A 19,299-nucleotide genomic window follows, 5' to 3' on the forward strand; every position below is an offset into this window, starting at 1 on the left:
TTTTACTTTTTTATAACCCAATGCTTCATCTGAATAAGGATATAAACCCTTATCCAGACAAAGTTTTTTCTTACCCTTTTAAAACCGACATCAAGGTTTTACCTATCTGTGATGGTGAAGGAGAAACACGAATCCCTGCAGATTCCATTGCAGCAATTTTATCTTCTGCCCCACCTTTACCACCAGAAATAACTGCACCAGCATGACCCATTGTACGTCCTGCAGGAGCTGTACGACCAGCAATAAAGCCAGCCATCGGCTTTTTACGACCTTTTTTTGCTTCATCTTTGAGAAACTGTGCTGCTTCTTCTTCAGCAGAACCACCAATTTCACCGATCATAACAATAGACTCGGTTTCATCATCAGCCAAAAACATCTCCAACACATCAACAAATTCAGTACCCTTAACAGGATCACCACCAATGCCAATAGCAGTGGTCTGCCCCAACCCTTCCTGACTGGTTTGAAATACAGCTTCATAAGTTAAGGTTCCTGACCGCGAAACAACCCCGACAGATCCCTTTTTAAAAATAGAGCCAGGCATAATACCTATCTTACATTCATGCGGTGTGAGAATTCCTGGACAGTTAGGACCAATTAAACGCGACTTTGACCGCCCTAATTTAGCCTTAACCTTAACCATATCCATAACCGGTATACCTTCTGTAATACAGACAATTAAACCGATCTCCGCTTCAATAGCTTCTATAATGGCTTCCGCAGCTCCTGCAGGAGGAACATAAATAACAGAAGCATCAGCTCCTGTCTTTTCTTTACCTTCCGCAACACTTGCAAAAATAGGAAGCGTTTCACCCTTTGATCCCTTCCATATTTCACCACCTTTTTTAGGGTTAATGCCGCCAACCATTTTCGTACCATGATAAGCCAGCGCTTGTTCCGTGTGAAAGGTTCCTGTCTTCCCCGTAAGCCCTTGAACCAGTACTTTTGTATCCTGATGAATAAGAATCGACATGGCTTAAGCTCCTTTCACTGCTGCAATAATTTTTTGCGCAGCATCATCTAAATCATCAGCAGAAATAACATTCAAACCACTTTCACTGATAATCGCTTTACCCTGTTCAACATTCGTGCCTTCAAGTCGAACAACTAAAGGAACTTTTAAACCAACTTCCCTTACAGCAGAAACGACACCTTCAGCAATGATATCGCAACGCATAATGCCACCAAAAATATTGACCAAAATGCCTTTAACATTTGGATCAGCAGTGATAATCTTAAAAGCAGCAGCCACTTTTTCTTTTGAAGCACCACCACCAACATCAAGAAAATTTGCAGGCTCAGCGCCATAGAGTTTGATAATATCCATTGTTGCCATAGCAAGACCTGCACCATTTACCATGCAACCAATCGTACCCTCAAGAGCAACATAAGCAAGATCATGCTTTGACGCTTCGATCTCTTTTGAATCTTCTTCTGAAACATCACGCAATTCTACAATGTCTGGATGACGAAACAAAGCATTATTATCAAAAGAAACTTTTGCATCAAGAACGCGCAAATGACCATTTTTCATCACAATAAGCGGATTGATTTCAAGAAGGCTCATATCTTTTTCACAAAACGCTTTATAGAGAATTGGAAAAAGTTTTTCACCATCTTCCCGTGCGCTATCACGCAACTCCAATACATCACAAAGCTTTGTACAATCGGCAGAGGTAACGCCCTGTGCAGGATTAATGGGAAGAGTTAATATTTTTTCCGGTGTTTCTTCAGCAACCGCCTCAATATCCATTCCCCCTTCCGTTGAAACAACGAAAGCAACCTGACCAACCGTGCGATCAACCAAAAGTGAAAGATAGAGCTCTCGCTCAATATCAGCACCATCTTCAATATAAAGGCGATTAACCTGCTTACCCTCTGGACCAGTTTGTTTGGTTACCAAAGTTTTACCAAGCATTTCTTTCACATTCGCAACAACTTCTTCAACTGATTTTGCGAGACGAACGCCACCCTTTGAATCAGAATCAAGTTCTTTAAATTTTCCTTTACCACGACCACCAGCGTGAATCTGACTTTTAACCACATAGAGTGGTCCAAGCAACTTTTTTGCCCATTGTTCAGCTTGCTCTACAGAATAAACAGCAACACCATTTGCAACCGGCGCTCCATACTCATGAAGCAGACGTTTAGCCTGATATTCATGGATATTCATTCATTTGTCCTTTTCTTTTACGGATCACATTATTGACCCTAGAATCTTCACAATACTTTAAATACTCTGTTTTAATAAACAGAATCTTACTCAATTCATTTGAGACTAGGTGCAATAGTAACACAAGTTTCACAAAGTTTTTGTACTGCATTCACAGATTGTTCAAAAGCAGCTCTTTCCTCTTTATCAAGATCGATTTCAATAATCCGCTCAACGCCACCCGCACCAATAACAACGGGAACACCAACATACATATCTTGAACCCCATATTCACCTGAAAGATAAGCTGCAACAGGAACAACACGTTTAGTATCCTTCAAATAAGCTTCAGCCATAGAAATAGCAGAAGCAGCTGGTGCATAGAAAGCGGAACCTGTTTTTAATAGACTAACGATTTCTGCGCCACCATCACGGGTACGCTGAATGATTTGATCAATCTTTTCCTGTGTCGTCCAACCCATTTTTACAAGATCAGGCAAAGAAATACCACCAACCGTTGAATAACGTACTAAAGGCACCATTGAATCACCGTGCCCTCCTAAAACAAATGCTGTTACATCTTTAACAGAAACCTTAAGCTCTTCAGACAAAAAATAACAAAATCGTGCCGAATCAAGAACACCAGCCATACCGACAACTTTTTGTGTTGGAAGACCTGAAAATTTTTGCAGTGCCCACACCATCGCATCAAGAGGATTCGTAATACAAATAACGAATGCTGAAGACGCGTATTTTTTAATCCCAGCACCAACCTGTTCCATCACCTTCAAATTAATGCCCAAAAGGTCATCACGGCTCATACCAGGTTTGCGTGCAACTCCTGCTGTTACGATAACAACATCAGCGCCTTCAATTGCCTCGTAAGCATTAGCACCTACCAAACCAACATCAAAACCATCAACGGGTGAAGATTCAGCAATATCAAGAGCTTTACCCTGTGGCATTCCCTCTGCAATATCAAATAAGACAACGTCACCGAGCTCTTTTAGTCCAATGATATGTGCTAAAGTGCCACCAATCATACCCGAACCAATGAGAGCTATTTTCTTTCGTGCCATTTCATTTTTTCCTAACGTTAGATAATTCAGCACACAATCACTCACATCAGCATACTGAATATTTTCCTTAACCTTAGCCATATTTTCAACAATGTCACCAAAGGAGGATGGCATAAAACCCATCAAATTCTTCTCCTTACAGAAGAAAAAATCCCCCAAGGAAACGACTATTAGAAACTTGCCATGCAGTGTATCGATAAAATGAATTTGAAAAAATTACAACAGAATTATTACACCGTATTTAAATTCCAAAGAGTTCTCTTCTTTACTGCTTACATAAAAATCACACAAAAAAAGGCAAAGTAATAATTATCCTTTTCTTTCTAAAAGAAATCGCTCCGCCCAAATATTCAAATAATCCTGACTTTGCATTTCAAAAAGACGCGATTGTGTTCTTTGAAACTCAAATGTTTCCGTTGTTTTTGCGTGTCCCTTATATAAATTTTCAAGTTTTTCTGCTGCCGACATAAATAATCTTATATGACGTTCATAAAGAACATCGATAAATAAAATAAACCGCTTCACTTCATTGCGACACGTATCATCCATCACAGGTACATTATCAACAAAAATTGTATGATAATGCTCCGCTAACGCTAAATATTCAGCTGCTGCCAAAGGATTTGCACATAAATCTTTATAATCAAAGCGCGCACAACCTGCTCCAGAGCGTGGAATATGAATAAGACGCCCCCTTATGGAAAATTCATCAGGCATCTCCTGTTGATCTTGTAATACAAGTGCCCATGCCTGATCCATACACTCATTTGCCTCTAACCCCAACGGTGTTATGTACACATGTTGCGGATTTGATTTTTCAAGGCGATAATCCGTTTTTGCATCAAGATTGACAACACGAACATGTGCTTTTAGAGTTTGAATAAAAGGTAAAAAAAGCTCTCGATTCAAACCATTATAATAAAGATCATCGGGAGCAACATTTGATGTCGCAACAAAAAGAACTCCTTCATCGAATAAAGCAGATACAAGACGCCCTAACACCATAGCATCAGCAATATCTGTTACACTAAATTCATCAAAACAAAGCACTTGTGCTTCTCGTGCAAGGTCTTTTGCAACTGCTAAAATAGGATTATCTTGTTCAGTATTTTTTGCTGCTTGACGATAAATGTTAATACGTTCGTGCACATCAGCCATAAAATCATTAAAATGTGCACGTTTTTTACGACCTTGCGGCAAACAAGAAAAGAACAAATCCATCAACATGGTTTTGCCTCGTCCCACTTCACCATAAATATACAATCCCTGAAACAAGTTATCAGCACAACCTTGTTTTGAAATACAAGCATAGGTTTGTTTTTTTCTCTTAAAGAAATGCCAAAATGCCCAAGATCGAGAAACTTTTTGTTTCGAAATATTTTGTAATAAACGATCAAAATGCTGCTCTATTAAAGCTAATTGAGCTGGATCCAAACTGATTTCTCCTTTGGATACCAGCTCTTTATAGCGTGTTGAAACTAAAATCATCCAAACAACCTTTTTTCACACCTTCCTTAATGAAATTCAAATTTTCTTGCAGATCTGTACATATTATAAAAAGATAAAAATGACCTAACGACTTAAAACAACTAGCTGGTTATCAAATGTACGTCCCTCAAAACGATTAATATTGGAAGAATAAAGAGCAACAGTAGCACGACCTGAATTATCATAAAAATATAATTTTTTTCCTTTAATAGCCCAAGAGTTTATCCGAGAAACGATTCTTGGACAGTGTAAAGGAGCAGCACGATATCCTTGACCAAATTTTGTTTGTGGCGTTGCAATTCGGCAAAACTTACCACCAACAGAAAGATTCCACACTCCAGCAATACTCGCGGGAAACAAATCAATGGCGTTACTTGGTAATTCAAGATTCGCCATTTGTTCACCACTATGAGAATTTTCTTTTTCATATGCCGAAGCATCTACCGCTTCAGATTCTGACGAATAAAATGTTTCTGGATCAGACATCATTTCAAATGTTGACATTTGCTGAATAGGATAAAAAACTTTTAATGAGTTACCTTGATTTTTATTCTCAAACCATGATGTTGAACAACCATTTAAGGTAATTACAGCTAATATTGTAACGAAAAATGAAGTTTTTGAAAATGTCATATCTATACTCTTTCCCACGACAACAAATAAGCTCACTCAAAGAAGAAATAGGTAAATATTTATTATATGGCATATTACAAAGATAAATTAACAAATTAAGAAAAACAGAATAAAAATTCTCTCATTCGAATGATAATAATTTTTCCACGAGTTTTATATTCATTAAACACTGGAAATTTATAAGATTTTCAGTCATATATTTTTTTACGGATAATCATTTACCAAAAATAGAGAAGTTGCATGAAAATACCATTCAGTAAAATGAACGGTCTTGGAAATAAAATTATTGTTGCTGATATGCGTGAAAGTACACATGCTCTCACAGCTCAAGCAATTTCTACCTTAATGGCAGACCCCGAAACACATTTTGATCAACTTATGGCTATTCATCCACCAATCAAAAATGAAACTGACTTCCGCATTGAAATATGGAATGCTGATGGTTCAATGGCTAAAGCTTGTGGAAATGGTACCCGCTGCGTAATTGCGTGGCTTACAGACCACAATCTTGGTGAAAGCTTTCTGTTGGAAACACCCGCTGGAATCATTAAAGGTAAGCGCCAAACTAATAATCTTATCTCTGTTGATATGGGGGTCCCACATTTTAATGCAAAAGATATGCCTGTTTCACGTGAAATAGTCGATACAAATCATGTAGACATTACTGCTGGTCCATTGAAGGATGCTTGCCTTGTATCTATTGGAAATCTCCATGCTATTTTTTTTGTTGAGAACAATATTCAACACATTCCATTAGAAAAATATGGACCAAAACTTGAACATGATCCTCTTTTTCCAGAACGGTGCAATATTTCAATCGCCTATGTAACATCAAAAAAAAGCCTAAATTTACGGACATGGGAGCGAGGAGCTGGATTAACAAAAGCATGTGGTAGTGCTGCTTGTGCTAGTGCAGTGGCTGCTCATCGACGTGGATTAACAGAACGCCATATTGATGTAAATTTACCAGGGGGAACACTTAATATTTTTTATCAAGAAGACGATCATATTGTCATGACAGGTTCAATCACATATGAATTTAGTGGTTTTTTTAATCCTTTAACAGGGATCTATAAAAAGGATCACTTTTGATGGCAGTAAAAATTATAACATTTGGTTGTCGACTCAACAGTTATGAATCGGAAATTATACGCAAAGAAAGTGCTTCTTCTGGACTAAATCAGCTTAAAGATGGTGCTATTGTCTTTAATACTTGCGCTGTCACTGCTGAAGCCGTGCGACAAGCAAAACAAGCTATCCGAAAAGCGAGACGTGAAAATCCTCATGCCCGCATCATTGTAACAGGATGTGCTGCACAAACAGAGGCGCAAAATTTTGCCGATATGACAGAGGTAGATCTTGTTTTAGGAAATGAAGAAAAGCTCCATGCCCATTCCTATCGCCAGCTCCCTGATTTTGGCATCAACCATGATGAAAAAATACGTGTCAATAATATCATGGAAGTGCAAAAAATTGCCCCACATATGGTCAGTGCAATGGAAGAACGTACGCGCGCCTTTGTGCAGGTGCAAAATGGATGCGATCATCGTTGCACATTTTGCATCATTCCTTATGGACGCGGACCATCACGCTCAGTCCCTATGGGTACCGTCATTGAACAAATTAAACAGCTAACAGGCAATGGTATTCAAGAAATAGTCCTAACAGGTGTTGATCTCACAAGCTATGGTCATGATCTGCCTGGAAAAACAAATTTAGGAAAATTAACTTCAAAAATTTTGCATCACGTTCCTGATTTGCCTCGATTACGTCTTTCATCTATTGATTCTATTGAAGCAGACGAAGAACTCATCGATCTTTTGGCTTATGAAAAAAGAATAATGCCACATTTGCATTTATCTTTGCAAGCGGGCGACAACATGATTCTAAAGCGGATGAAAAGACGGCATCTGCGTGAACATGCAATTCAATTTTGCCAAGATTTGCGTGCTAAACGTCCTACAATGATTTATGGTGCTGACTTAATTACTGGCTTTCCCACTGAAACAGAAGAAATGTTCCAAAATAGCCTTGCTTTGGTAAATGACTGTCATTTAACACATCTCCATGTTTTTCCTTTTAGTCCAAGAGAAGGAACACCTGCCGCACGTATGCCACAAATTAATCGTAGAGTGGTTAAGATGCGTGCGGAAAGATTGCGCAAAGCAGGTAACGAGGCTTATCAAAAACATCTTGCTCATTTACAAAATACTCAGCAAACAATTCTCGTTGAAAGAGATGAAATCGGACGAACGGAAGATTATACTCTTGCACAAATAAAAGGTGCAAAAGCGGGAACAATTGTTCAAGCTCTCATCATTAATCACGATGGTGATAAATTGATTGCTGTCCTCCAAAAATTGAATGCAGCCTGAGCAGGAAAATCCATATGACGAAATCTTTTATCAAAAAAATGTTCTCTTTTAATAAGCCTAAAGAGCAGGAGATACAACAAGTTCCCGCCTCTTATGAAGCCGATGAGAGAAAAGAAAATAAGCATGAAACAATAAACAATGGTCAATTTTCTATAGACGTTGAAAAAGGTGAACAAACAGAAATACAAAATACAGAAAGTACAGCATCTGCAAAATCTGGTGAAAAAACTCGACCTTTTGAACTACATTCTGGAAAAGTAATTGTCACAAATACAATCAGTGAAAAAAAATTTGAAGAATTTTTGCCTGTCTCCTCTGTTGAACAGAAAAAGACAGCGTGGTTTTGGCGGCTAAAAAAAGGGTTATCTCTTTCTTCACAGCGCTTAAATGAATCGATTAATGATATCTTCGTTAAAGGAAAACTCGATGAAGATACATTGCAAGAATTGGAAGATATTCTTATTCAAGCTGATCTTGGTGTGGAAACAGCGACACGCATTATCAACATCTTAGCTTCTAACCGTTACGGAAAAAACTTATCTCTAGATGACATTCATACCATCGTGGCAGATGAAATAAAAAAAGTTCTGGAACCTGTTGCAATTCCACTAGAGCTTGATCTTAATCATAAACCTCATGTTATTTTGCTGTTAGGTGTAAATGGTAGCGGAAAAACCACAACTATCGGAAAACTTGCAGCTAAACTAACTGCAGGAGGGCTAAAAGTTATGCTCGCTGCAGGTGATACGTTTCGCGCTGCAGCTATTGAACAATTGCATATTTGGGGAGAACGTACAGGAACTCCTGTTATTTCAACCAAATTAGGTGCAGATGCTGCTAGTTTAGCGTTTGATGCTTATGAAAAAGCCAAAAAGGAAAACAGTGATGTATTGATTATTGATACAGCTGGACGCTTACAAAATAAAATTGAACTGATGGACGAATTAGCAAAAATTATTCGTGTTTTAGGCAAACATACGCCCCACGCACCACACACAATACTTCAAACGCTTGATGCAACTACTGGACAAAATGCTCTCAACCAAGTAGAAATTTTCCGCAATATTGCTGGCGTTAATGGCTTGGTTATGACAAAACTCGATGGTACTGCACGAGGAGGAATTCTTGTTGCCATCGCAGCAAAATATAAATTACCAGTTCATTTTATCGGTATAGGAGAGAATATTGAGGATCTTCAGCCTTTTTCTGCTTCTGATTTTTCCGAAACTATCATAGGAAAACACTCATGACGCAACCTTTTTCTGAACATAATTCATATAATAACCCCAATTTGAGGAATAACAAGAATCAAAAACCTCCTCTTTCACCAACACTTAAATTTTTTCTAGAAATGGGGCCTCTCGTCATCTTTTTTCTTGCCAATTATAAGGGTGAATGGCTGATAAATAATTTTGAACTTTTTAAAGGCTTTCATAAACCTATTTTTCCTGCAACAGCTCTTTTCATGGTAGCAATCATTGCTGCTTTAAGCATATCTTGGATCCTTGCACGAAAAATACCCATAATGCCCCTTATCTCAGGGATATTTGTTCTGTTTTTTGGATTTTTAACTCTTTGGCTTCATAATGACACTTTTATCAAAATGAAACCAACAATTATTAATAGCTTATTTGCTTTTATTCTCTTTTGTGGCATGTTTTTTAAAAAACCACTCTTGCGTTATGCTTTTGATTCTACTTTAAAACTTGATGATTTAGGATGGCAAAAACTTACCTATCGCTGGGCATTTTTTTTCGTTTTCCTTGCGCTTTTGAATGAAATAATTTGGCGGAATTTCAGTGATAACTTCTGGACCAGTTTTAAAGTATTTGGCGTTATGCCTATCACAGTTCTATTCATGTTCACACAAATGCCTACTATTATTAAACATTCAAAGGGTCTTTTGAAAAAAGAGGACAAATCTGATTTTTAAATATAGAGTGCTACCATTATAAATTATTTTGTAGATTTACCACTAAACACGCTGTTCATGGAGGAAATATATGTTGATTGAACAGTTTATTTGTCGAGAAGATAACTTTGGTATACTCATTCATGATGAAAAAAGCGGTTATACAGCTGCAATTGATGCACCTGAAAGCAAAGCTATACAAAGTGCTCTGAAACGTCGTAATTGGACGCTTCAGACTATTTTTGTTACTCATCATCATAATGACCATGTGGAAGCGCTAGAAGAATTAAAAAAAACTTATAATGCCATAGTTATTGGACCAGAAGCAGAAAAAGAAAAAATTCATCATCTTGACCAAACACTTCAACCTGATGAAAGTTTTTTTTTGGCACACGCATGCTTTTAGCTCTTTCAACACCTGGTCATACGCTAGGTGCGTTATCTTATTACTTTCCTCAAGAAAATTTACTCTTTGCTGGAGATACACTTTTTTCACTTGGTTGTGGATATCTTTTTGAAGGAACTCCAGCACAAATGCTAAACTCTTTAAAAAAGCTTCGTCAACTTCCTGACGAAACACTTCTTTATTGTGGTCATGAATACACAAAAACCAATGCTCTTTTTGCATTAACTATTGATCCACACAATCAAAAACTGCATAAAAGGGTAGAAGATGTTTTTTTATTACGCGCAAAAAATGCCATGACTTTACCTGTAACTTTGGGGCAAGAAAAAGCAACGAATCCTTTTTTTCGCTGGGATGATCCTACCTTACAGAAAAACCTTGCAATGGAAAAAAAAACAGATGAAGAAATCTTTGCTGAAATTCGGAAAAGAAAGGATAATTTTTAACCATGTTTAAATTGACATTGCGTTTATTTTTCTCTTTTCTTTTTGTAATATATGTTCAACTAACAACAGCAAAGGAAACAAATGATAATTTTGTTTTATCACCTATCAGCAATCAAAATATTATTGCAAATTATCCCTTAACAGAAAATTTACTTTCAAAAATAGAACAAATTCAAAAAGAAATCGAGAACCTACCTTCAGCATTAGAAATACCCAATACTGGAAATGATAATAGTATTGAAGGACTTATAGCTTCTGTCTCTAGTCAATCGAAATTAAGTAATATTTTAAGAAAAAACAATCTCACACCTAAAGACTATGTTATTGGTCTTATGACACTTCAGGCAACATTAGCTGCAATAATAGCCCTTGAAGATAAAAAAATTTTTTCTGATGAGAAAAATATTGTATCTCCAAATAATTTGAAATTTGGTCAAAAAAATATCAATAGAATCCGTGCTATTTTAGATCATTGATTAGCCTTGCAAACGCCGACAAATATCATCTAATTGTTCTAGTGAAGAATAATGTATTTTTAAATCGCCACCTTTTTTTCCATGTCGAATAATTACTTTCATTCCAGTAACATTTGTAAGTAATTTTTCTAAAGATTTTGTTTCTGCATCTTTTTCCACAGAAATTCGTTTTTTAACTTTTGGATTTGTCTGCTCATGCGCAAGTATTTCTGTTTGACGTACAGAAAGCCCTTCACGAATAACTCTTTCAGCCAAATCCTGTGGATTCTCGACAGTTATAAGACAGCGTGCATGACCAGCTGAGAGTTTTCCATCAATTAAAAATTGTTGTACTTTTGGTGGAAGTTTTAACAAACGAAGCGTATTTGCAACATGACTTCTGCTTTTTCCAATTACTTGTGCCAAATCTGCTTGGGTATATTCATGTTCATTAAGCAAAACTTCATATCCCATTCCTTCTTCAATAGGATTAAGATCGGCACGCTGAACATTTTCAATAATTGCCAATTCCAAAGCTGTTTTATCATCTACATCACGAATAATAACTGGCAATTGACTTAAATTAGCTCGTTGTGCAGCACGCCACCGTCGTTCACCAGCGATTAACTCAAACTGATTAAGATGATTACGTAAAGGTCTTACAACAACAGGCTGAACAATACCGTGTTGACGAATTGATTGAACTAAATTATCCAATTCTGTATCGGTAAAATGGCGTCGTGGATTACGTGGATTACGCGAAATAGATTCAATAGATACAAATTTTTCAAAAGAAGGAGAATTTGTGCTAAATTCTGTTGATTTTTCAGCATTTGATGAATGTGCAAGATTGTTATTTAAACTGATATCCCCAATCAATGCCGCTAACCCACGCCCTAATCTTTTTTTTGATTGATCGTCATTCATAACTTTACTTTTCTTTTTGAATTTTTTTTATAAAAATTGTTTTTTCCTACATTTTTTAAGCAGCAGCTCGCGCTTGCTTTTCACGTTGGATCACTTCTGATGCTAAACGCAAATAGGCTTGGCTACCAGCACATTTAAGATCATAAAGCAATACTGGTTTACCGAAAGACGGAGCTTCAGACACACGCACATTCCGTGGAATAACTGTACGATAAACTTTATCTCCCATAAAAGAGCGTACATCCTCAACAACTTGATTTGAAAGATTATTACGTCCATCATACATTGTTAAGACAATACCTTGAATTTTTAAAGATGGATTAAGAACGGACTGTACTTGTTTTACTGTTTCAAGCAATTGGCTTAAACCTTCAAGTGCTAAAAACTCACATTGCATAGGTACCAAAACAGAATCTGCAGCACCCATAGCATTCAGTGTTAAAAGATTAAGTGATGGAGGACAATCAATGAGAATATAATTGAATTTTTTATTCATTTTTGGATCATCACAGAAAGCTTTACGCAATCGTTGGATTCTATCTTCTGATGAAGCAATCTCCATTTCCACACCTAAAAGATCAAGCGTAGAAGGTACAATGTATAAATTGGGCACAGCTGTTGTCAAAGCTGCCTTTGTAATTGAAGTTCCTGAAACTATAACATCATAAGATGATAATGGACGACTATTACGATCAATTCCCAATCCTGTACTCGCATTACCTTGTGGATCAACATCCATAATAAGAACATTTTCACCAATGGCTGCTAAAGCTGTTGCAAGATTAATTGCCGTGGTTGTTTTTCCAACTCCACCTTTTTGGTTTGCAATAGCGATAATCCGTGTTTCGCTCATTTTGCTTTACCCTTTACGTGATCGAACATGAGAAATTTCTAAAATAACAGAATTCTCATTAATTTTACTCTTATATTTTAACAGATCAAAGTGCCAATTGGCAGAGGCATTTTTTATTTCAGTAGAATAATCCCTACCTTTTTGCAAAAGAGCTATTGTTTTTTCTGTTAATAAAGGAAAAATAAGCTGCAAAAGCTTATCGAGTGAAGCTAATCCTCTTGCTGTTATAATGTCTGGTTTAGCTATTTTTTGATATACATTTTCAATTCTACAATGATGAACTGTTGCTGGAAGATTAAGTTGAGCAATAACTGTTCGTAAAAAAGCTATTTTTTTTCCATTACTTTCAACTAAATCAATATGCCCTGTTTTTTTTTCCTTCATAAGAATAGCAACAACAATTGCAGGAAACCCTCCTCCTGATCCAAGATCACACCAGTGTAAAAAATTACTGTGTAAAGGGTAAATTTGTGCTGAATCTAAAATGTGACGTGTCCATAAAACTGATATTGTTGCAGAAGATATCAAATTAATATGCCTATTCCATTGCATTATCAAAGATTCAAATTGTACTAAATCTTCTACCGTTTCACGTGAAACAGAAGGGACAATATTCAAAAGCATTTGATATTTTTTTTCTGTAGAAACATCCATTAAGCTATTTTAGCCTTTTCACGACGTTGACGTTGAATATAAGTGATAATAAGTGACAACGCTGCTGGTGTCATACCATCAATTTTTTGTGCATCAGCAATTGAACGCGGTGATATTTTTTGAATTTTTGTTTTTAATTCATTTGAAAGACCTGAAATTGCCTGAATATCAAGAGAAGAAGGAATTTCTAAACGCTCATCTCGCTGAAGAGCAGCGATATCCTGCGCTTGTTTTTCTAAATAGACTGCATATTGTGCTTCGATTTCTAAAGATTCAACTGTTTTAGAATCTATTGATTTTAATTCTGACCAAAAATATGAAAGACGCTCTATAGTTATATTAGGATAAGCAAGAAAATCATAAGCAGAACGCCGAATCCCATCGTGATTCACTTGCAATCCATGAGCAGATGCTTCATTAGGAGTTAAAAAAAGTTTTTGGCACATTGATCGTGCTTGATCAAGACGTTGCTGCTTTTTCTGATAACAATCCCAACGTGCTTTACTAATAATCCCCCATTGCTGTGCCAAAGGTGTCAAACGAGCATCAGCATTATCAGATCGCAGAGACAAACGAAATTCAGCACGTGATGTAAACATTCGATAAGGTTCACAAACCCCACGTGAAATTAAATCATCTATCATAACACCAATATAAGCTGTAGAACGACTTATAATAACTTCGTCTAATTTACCCACTTTACGTGCAGCATTCAACCCAGCCAAAAGACCCTGTGCTGCTGCTTCTTCATATCCTGTTGTACCATTAATCTGACCCGCTAAAAACAACCCTGATAAAGAACGTAGCTCTAAAGTTTTAGTAAGTTGTTGTGGATTAACAAAGTCATATTCAATAGCATACCCTGGTTGTAAAATTGTAACATTTTCCAACCCTTCAATAGTTTTTAATAAAGAAACCTGTACATCTTCAGGAAGAGAAGTAGAAAGACCATTTGGGTAAACCGTATCATCATTTAAGCCTTCTGGTTCTAAGAAAATCTGATGCCCATCACGTTCCCCAAATTTAATAATTTTATCCTCAATTGAAGGACAATATCGTGGTCCTAATCCTTCAATATTTCCAGAATATAAAGCAGATCGATGAATATTTTCACGGATAATTTTATGCGTTTGTGCATTTGTACGTGTAATAGCACATTCAATTTGAGGCTGTTCAATTTTTTCTGTTAAGAGAGAAAAAGGAACAGGATCTTCATCAGCTTGCTGTTTTGGAAGTACACTCCAATGAATCGTTTTTTTGCTAAGACGAGCAGGAGTTCCTGTTTTTAATCGACCAAGATCTATACCATATTTTTTTAAACGTTCAGCAAGTTGTACACTTGATCGTTCCCCCATACGTCCAGCAGCCCATGTTTTATCACCAATATGAATAAAACCATTCAAAAATGTACCTGTTGTTAAAACAACAGCACCAGAAAAAAGAGTTCCTTGTTTTTTTAAAAGGACACCTGAAACACAATTATCTTGAACAATTAAATCGACAGCTTCATCTTCAATGATAATGAGATTATCTTGTTCTTGTAAAAACTTTTGAATTGCTTTTTTATATAATTGTCGATCTGCTTGTGCACGCGGTCCTCTTACTGCCGGTCCTTTACGTCGGTTAAGAAGCCGAAATTGAATTCCAGCAGCATCTGCTGCTTTCCCCATAAGACCATCTAAAGCATCTATTTCACGAACAAGATGTCCTTTTCCAAGACCACCAATAGCAGGATTGCATGACATTGTCCCTAATGCTGATATTTTATGTGTAACAAGTGCTGTCCGTGCTCCAGCACGCGCTGAAGCTGAAGCAGCTTCGCAACCAGCATGACCACCCCCAATAACGACAACATCATATAATTGCATCTAATTCATTCCATATAAAATCATTCTAATGTTTCACGTGAATCATTATTTGCCAATGCAAAATTCTGAAAAAATAATATCAAGTAAATCTTCAACATCTATATCTCCCGTAATTCTCCCAAGAAAATCACTCGCACGACGAAGATGTTCCGCCCGTAAACTTAAATCAAGAAAATTATAATTTATAGAATTTTCAATCTCTTTAACAGCCTCTTTTAATAACTGAAGTTGTCTTTTACGTGCTGGGACAAGATTTCCAATGTCAGAAATACGACGAAGACAAAAAGATTCGAGTTCTTTGATAAAAGAATCAAAATTTAAACCAGTTAATGCAGAAAATTGTATAAACCAATGTGTCTTATTCTCTTCATAAAGATCAAGTTTATTGCCTACATGCCATATTTCAGCTGATGTTTCTGGTAAATCAACTTTTTTAGGGTTATTCATATCATAAACTAAAATAACCAAATCAGCATCCATAACATGCTGTTTTGCGACTTCTATTCCCAGTTTTTCAACTTTATTTTCTGTTTCTCTAAAACCAGCAGTATCCGTTAAAAAAACTGGCAAACCATTGAGAACAAGCCTAATTTCCAAAGCATCACGTGTTGTTCCTTCTTCTTCCATCACAATAGCAACAGGTCTTCCAGCCAAACGATTCATAATGCTTGACTTTCCAGAATTTGGAGCACCCACAATAACAACCTTTAACCCATCACGTAATATATTTGCACGTTCTCCTTCAGCAATATGTTCTCGAAGAGAATTACAAAGTTTCTCTACATCTTTCCAAATTTTATCAGATACTGAATTTTCAACATCAGCTTCATCAGAAAAATCAAGCTCTGCTTCGATAAAAGCACGTGCTTTTATAAGTTTATGGCGCCAATCACGATAAAGCGTTGTTAAACGCCCACTTGTCCCCATAACCGCTAAACGTCGCTGACTCTCCGTTTCTGCCTCTATTAAATCAGCAAGACCTTCTGCTTGGACAAGATCTAATTTTCCCTCTCTAAATGCACGACGCGAAAACTCACCTGCCTCTGCAATACGACATCCAGTAAATGTAGATAATTCATCGAGAAAACGATTAACAACTGCTTTACCCCCATGTAAATGAAATTCTGCACAATCTTCTCCCGTAAAACTGTGAGGAGCAGGAAAAAAAACAGTTAAAGCAGAATCCAAAAAACTACCATCACGAGCAGTAAGATTTCCATAATGCATAAACCGCGCCTTAGGTAAGCAACCACAAAGCGTTTTAACAATACTCACAACATGAGGACCGGAAAGTCGAATAACTGCAACCCCCGAGGGCAACAATCCACTCGAAACAGCAAAGATTGTATCCACAGGATTACCCCTAATTGAAAACCTTAATATTTCTCTAAGTATTCATTGAATCAAAAAACTCACTGTTATTTTTTGTTTGTTTTAATTTATCAATTAGAAATTCAATTGCATCTGTTACATTCATAGGCGCCAAAATACGACGAAGTACAAAAATTTTATGCAAATCTTGTCGTGCTACTAAAAGCTCTTCTTTACGCGTTCCCGATTTCAAAATATCCATAGCTGGGAAAATACGCTTATCAGCAACTTTACGATCAAGAACAATTTCTGAGTTCCCCGTTCCTTTAAATTCTTCAAAAATAACTTCATCCATACGGCTACCCGTATCAATTAAAGCTGTTGCAATAATAGTTAAAGAACCACCTTCTTCAATGTTACGTGCTGCACCAAAAAAACGTTTTGGGCGCTGTAGAGCATTCGCATCTACACCACCCGTCAAAACTTTACCTGATGAAGGAACAACCGTATTATACGCACGTCCAAGACGTGTAATAGAATCGAGAAGAATAACAACATCACGTCCATATTCAACTAAACGTTTGGCTTTTTCAATAACCATTTCAGCGACTTGCACATGACGTATTGCTGGTTCATCAAAAGTAGAAGAAACCACCTCTCCTTTTACTGAGCGCTGCATGTCAGTGACTTCTTCTGGTCGCTCATCGATTAAAAGCACAATAAGATAACATTCAGGATGATTAGTAGTAATAGAATGAGCAATATTCTGTAATAGAACCGTTTTCCCCGTTCGAGGAGGTGCTACAATTAATCCTCTTTGACCTTTTCCCAATGGAGATATTAAATCAATCACCCGTGACGACATATCTCTGTCCGTAGGATTCTGTATTTCCATTTGAAAACGTTCATTTGAATAAAGGGGAGTAAGATTATCAAAATGAATTTTATAACGGATTTTTTCAGGATCTTCAAAATTAATTGTATTAATTTTTAGAAGAGCGAAATAACGCTCTCCTTCTTTTGGACTACGTATGGGACCTTCAATAGTATCTCCTGTTTTTAAAGAAAACGATTGGATTTGTGCAGGAGAAAGATAAATATCGTCAGGTCCTGGAAGATAATTAGCGTCAGCAGATCGTAAAAACCCGAATCCATCTTGTAAAACTTCAACAACTCCCTCTCCGATAATTTCTACATCTTGCGAAGCAAGCTTCTTTAAGATAGCAAACATTAATTCTTGCTTGCGCATTAGGGAAGCATTTTCGACTTCTAATGTTTCAGCAAAAGAGACAAGTTCAACGGGATTTTTACTTTTAAGTTCTTGTAGTTTCATTTCTTGCATGAAATATATTCTTCATTAAATGGGGAAATATTTTTTGAGATTAAACTATGGAAAAATAAAGAAAAGAGTAGAATATTCCTATAAGACAACAACATTGTACACTTAACTTTCTTAAACTGCAAGCGTCATTCACACGAATTATCTTCGTGTAATAGTTCAATAATCATATAAAAAAATCTTACGTAATATATCAATTAAAAAAAACATTAAAACAGAAATTATCTTTTAAATTTTATAAAAGATAATTGCATTTCATTTTTTATTTTTTCCAAAGTTTTTTGTATTAATAAATTTAGAAAAGTTAAGATTTTTCTTATTATAAGTCTGTGTTTAATGTGGATTATTATTTATACTTTATTTATCCTCAACTTTATCCACAAAAAAGTGAAGAAAAAAATGAAGTATAGCTATATCTTAGAGTTCTTATTCCCATTTTTTCTTATAAGAAAAATTTTTTTATACAATTACTAAATTTGTGAAAAAATAAAGGGAAAAAACTCTTTAATTTTATCCTTATAAAAAATGAACAGTGTATATACACATTTATTAACAAGGAGTTAAAATTTTTGTGATAAGAGAAAAAAAATCTTTTCATTTGCATATGCTTTCTGATGCAACGGGGGAAACATTAATCTCTGTTGGGAGAGCTGTAGCATCACAATACACGATGTATCAGGCGACAGAACATATCTATCCAATGATTCGCAATAAAGTACAGTTGCAGAGAGCTCTTGATGAAATACAACAAGATCCTGGTATCGTCCTTTATACAATCATTGATAAAAAAAACAGACTCCTTCTTAAGAGAGAATGTGAAAAAATAGAAGTTCCCTGTATTGATATATTACATCTTGTTTTGGATGCTTTTCAGTCTTACCTTGGAACGCCAACAAATTTACGCGCTAGTGCACAACATGAACTTAATGCAGATTATTTTCGTCGTATTGAGGCATTAGATTTTACAATAGAGCACGATGATGGGCAATCTCCTAGTAGTTTATTGGATGCAGATGTCATACTTGTGGGAATCTCAAGAACTTCTAAAACACCAACAAGCATCTATTTAGCAAATCGCGGAATCAAAACTGCTAATGTACCTCTTATCCCAGGGATTGATTTGCCAGAAGCTCTGCTAGAGGCAAAAAATACTTTGATTATCGGTTTGATTGCTTCAGTTGAAAGAATCTCACACATTCGTCAAAATAGAGATTTGGGAAATGATTTTGCTATTGAAAGTTACACTGATCGTATCAGTATAGCTGAAGAGTTGACTTATGCAAAACGTATTTGTGAACGTTTTAATTGGCCTATAATTGATGTCACAAGACGTTCTATTGAAGAAACTGCTGCAGCAATATTTGAACTTTTATCACGATTTCGTGAAGGAAAATGAAAGAA

Annotated in this window: 17 protein-coding genes and 1 pseudogene; 7 read left to right on the top strand and 11 right to left on the bottom strand. The window is 36.2% G+C overall.

Going from position 1 to position 19,299, the window contains the following annotated elements; all coding sequences use genetic code 11:
- Window positions 1-70: 70 nt before the first annotated feature.
- The 5 genes from sucD to ACMFKV_RS00555 all read right to left on the bottom strand — a co-directional run bounded on the left by sucD (window position 71) and on the right by ACMFKV_RS00555 (window position 5,352).
- Window positions 71-973 carry a succinate--CoA ligase subunit alpha gene (gene sucD, locus ACMFKV_RS00535; protein ID WP_336287590.1) on the bottom strand — a complete coding sequence of 301 codons (903 nt, stop codon included), beginning with the start codon at window positions 971-973 and terminating at the stop codon, window positions 71-73.
- Window positions 974-976: 3 nt separating this feature from the next.
- Window positions 977-2,173, bottom strand: coding sequence for an ADP-forming succinate--CoA ligase subunit beta (gene sucC / locus ACMFKV_RS00540; RefSeq protein ID WP_413154219.1), 1,197 nt, complete (start codon window positions 2,171-2,173; stop codon window positions 977-979).
- Window positions 2,174-2,268: 95 nt separating this feature from the next.
- The gene (mdh, locus tag ACMFKV_RS00545; protein WP_336287796.1) at window positions 2,269-3,231 is read right to left on the bottom strand and encodes a malate dehydrogenase; all 963 of its coding nucleotides are present in this window, start codon (window positions 3,229-3,231) and stop codon (window positions 2,269-2,271) included.
- A gap of 309 nt (window positions 3,232-3,540) precedes the next feature.
- The gene (zapE, locus tag ACMFKV_RS00550) at window positions 3,541-4,719 is read right to left on the bottom strand and encodes a cell division protein ZapE (protein WP_413154220.1); all 1,179 of its coding nucleotides are present in this window, start codon (window positions 4,717-4,719) and stop codon (window positions 3,541-3,543) included.
- Window positions 4,720-4,803: 84 nt separating this feature from the next.
- The gene (locus ACMFKV_RS00555; RefSeq protein WP_413154221.1) at window positions 4,804-5,352 is read right to left on the bottom strand and encodes an AprI/Inh family metalloprotease inhibitor; all 549 of its coding nucleotides are present in this window, start codon (window positions 5,350-5,352) and stop codon (window positions 4,804-4,806) included.
- Between the two features lie 240 nt (window positions 5,353-5,592).
- On the opposite strand from ACMFKV_RS00555, the gene dapF reads away from it, so the two are divergent.
- From dapF to ACMFKV_RS00585, 6 genes and pseudogenes are all read left to right on the top strand, one after another.
- Window positions 5,593-6,444: a diaminopimelate epimerase gene (dapF, locus tag ACMFKV_RS00560; protein WP_336287594.1), complete on the top strand. Its 852-nt coding sequence runs from the start codon at window positions 5,593-5,595 to the stop codon at window positions 6,442-6,444.
- Window positions 6,444-7,727, top strand: a complete 1,284-nt coding sequence (mtaB, locus tag ACMFKV_RS00565) for a tRNA (N(6)-L-threonylcarbamoyladenosine(37)-C(2))-methylthiotransferase MtaB (protein ID WP_336287595.1) — start codon at window positions 6,444-6,446, stop codon at window positions 7,725-7,727. The genes dapF and mtaB overlap by 1 nt, the downstream gene beginning before the upstream one ends.
- Window positions 7,728-7,741: 14 nt before the next feature.
- Window positions 7,742-8,977, top strand: coding sequence for a signal recognition particle-docking protein FtsY (gene ftsY, locus ACMFKV_RS00570; RefSeq protein ID WP_413154223.1), 1,236 nt, complete (start codon window positions 7,742-7,744; stop codon window positions 8,975-8,977).
- Window positions 8,974-9,660, top strand: a complete 687-nt coding sequence (locus ACMFKV_RS00575) for a septation protein A (protein WP_336287597.1) — start codon at window positions 8,974-8,976, stop codon at window positions 9,658-9,660. Before ftsY ends, ACMFKV_RS00575 begins: the two co-directional genes overlap by 4 nt.
- Window positions 9,661-9,730: 70 nt before the next feature.
- Window positions 9,731-10,491, top strand: a pseudogene (gene gloB, locus ACMFKV_RS00580) (hydroxyacylglutathione hydrolase).
- 2 nt (window positions 10,492-10,493) lie between these two features.
- Window positions 10,494-10,967 (top strand): hypothetical protein, encoded by a 474-nt coding sequence (locus ACMFKV_RS00585; protein WP_336287598.1) that lies wholly within the window; start codon window positions 10,494-10,496, stop codon window positions 10,965-10,967.
- Here ACMFKV_RS00585 and ACMFKV_RS00590 read toward each other — a convergent pair whose 3' ends face one another.
- The 6 genes from ACMFKV_RS00590 to rho are packed head-to-tail and all read right to left on the bottom strand — an operon-like array spanning window position 10,968 to window position 17,901.
- Window positions 10,968-11,873: a ParB/RepB/Spo0J family partition protein gene (locus ACMFKV_RS00590; RefSeq protein WP_413154224.1), complete on the bottom strand. Its 906-nt coding sequence runs from the start codon at window positions 11,871-11,873 to the stop codon at window positions 10,968-10,970.
- Between the two features lie 55 nt (window positions 11,874-11,928).
- Window positions 11,929-12,726: a ParA family protein gene (locus ACMFKV_RS00595; protein ID WP_336287600.1), complete on the bottom strand. Its 798-nt coding sequence runs from the start codon at window positions 12,724-12,726 to the stop codon at window positions 11,929-11,931.
- A gap of 6 nt (window positions 12,727-12,732) precedes the next feature.
- Window positions 12,733-13,380 (bottom strand): 16S rRNA (guanine(527)-N(7))-methyltransferase RsmG, encoded by a 648-nt coding sequence (gene rsmG / locus ACMFKV_RS00600; protein ID WP_413154226.1) that lies wholly within the window; start codon window positions 13,378-13,380, stop codon window positions 12,733-12,735.
- Window positions 13,380-15,248, bottom strand: a complete 1,869-nt coding sequence (gene mnmG / locus ACMFKV_RS00605; protein ID WP_336287602.1) for a tRNA uridine-5-carboxymethylaminomethyl(34) synthesis enzyme MnmG — start codon at window positions 15,246-15,248, stop codon at window positions 13,380-13,382. Before mnmG ends, rsmG begins: the two co-directional genes overlap by 1 nt.
- A gap of 45 nt (window positions 15,249-15,293) precedes the next feature.
- Window positions 15,294-16,601 carry a tRNA uridine-5-carboxymethylaminomethyl(34) synthesis GTPase MnmE gene (mnmE, locus tag ACMFKV_RS00610; RefSeq protein ID WP_336287603.1) on the bottom strand — a complete coding sequence of 436 codons (1,308 nt, stop codon included), beginning with the start codon at window positions 16,599-16,601 and terminating at the stop codon, window positions 15,294-15,296.
- A gap of 34 nt (window positions 16,602-16,635) precedes the next feature.
- Complete coding sequence (rho, locus tag ACMFKV_RS00615; RefSeq protein ID WP_336287604.1) at window positions 16,636-17,901, bottom strand: transcription termination factor Rho; 1,266 nt, start codon at window positions 17,899-17,901, stop codon at window positions 16,636-16,638.
- Between the two features lie 568 nt (window positions 17,902-18,469).
- On the opposite strand from rho, the gene ACMFKV_RS00620 reads away from it, so the two are divergent.
- Entirely contained in the window at window positions 18,470-19,294 is an 825-nt protein-coding gene (locus tag ACMFKV_RS00620; RefSeq protein WP_336287605.1) for a pyruvate, water dikinase regulatory protein, read from the top strand.
- Window positions 19,295-19,299 lie beyond the last annotated feature (5 nt).

The organism is Bartonella propinqua (assembly GCF_047263965.1).
Lineage (GTDB): Bacteria > Pseudomonadota > Alphaproteobacteria > Rhizobiales > Rhizobiaceae > Bartonella.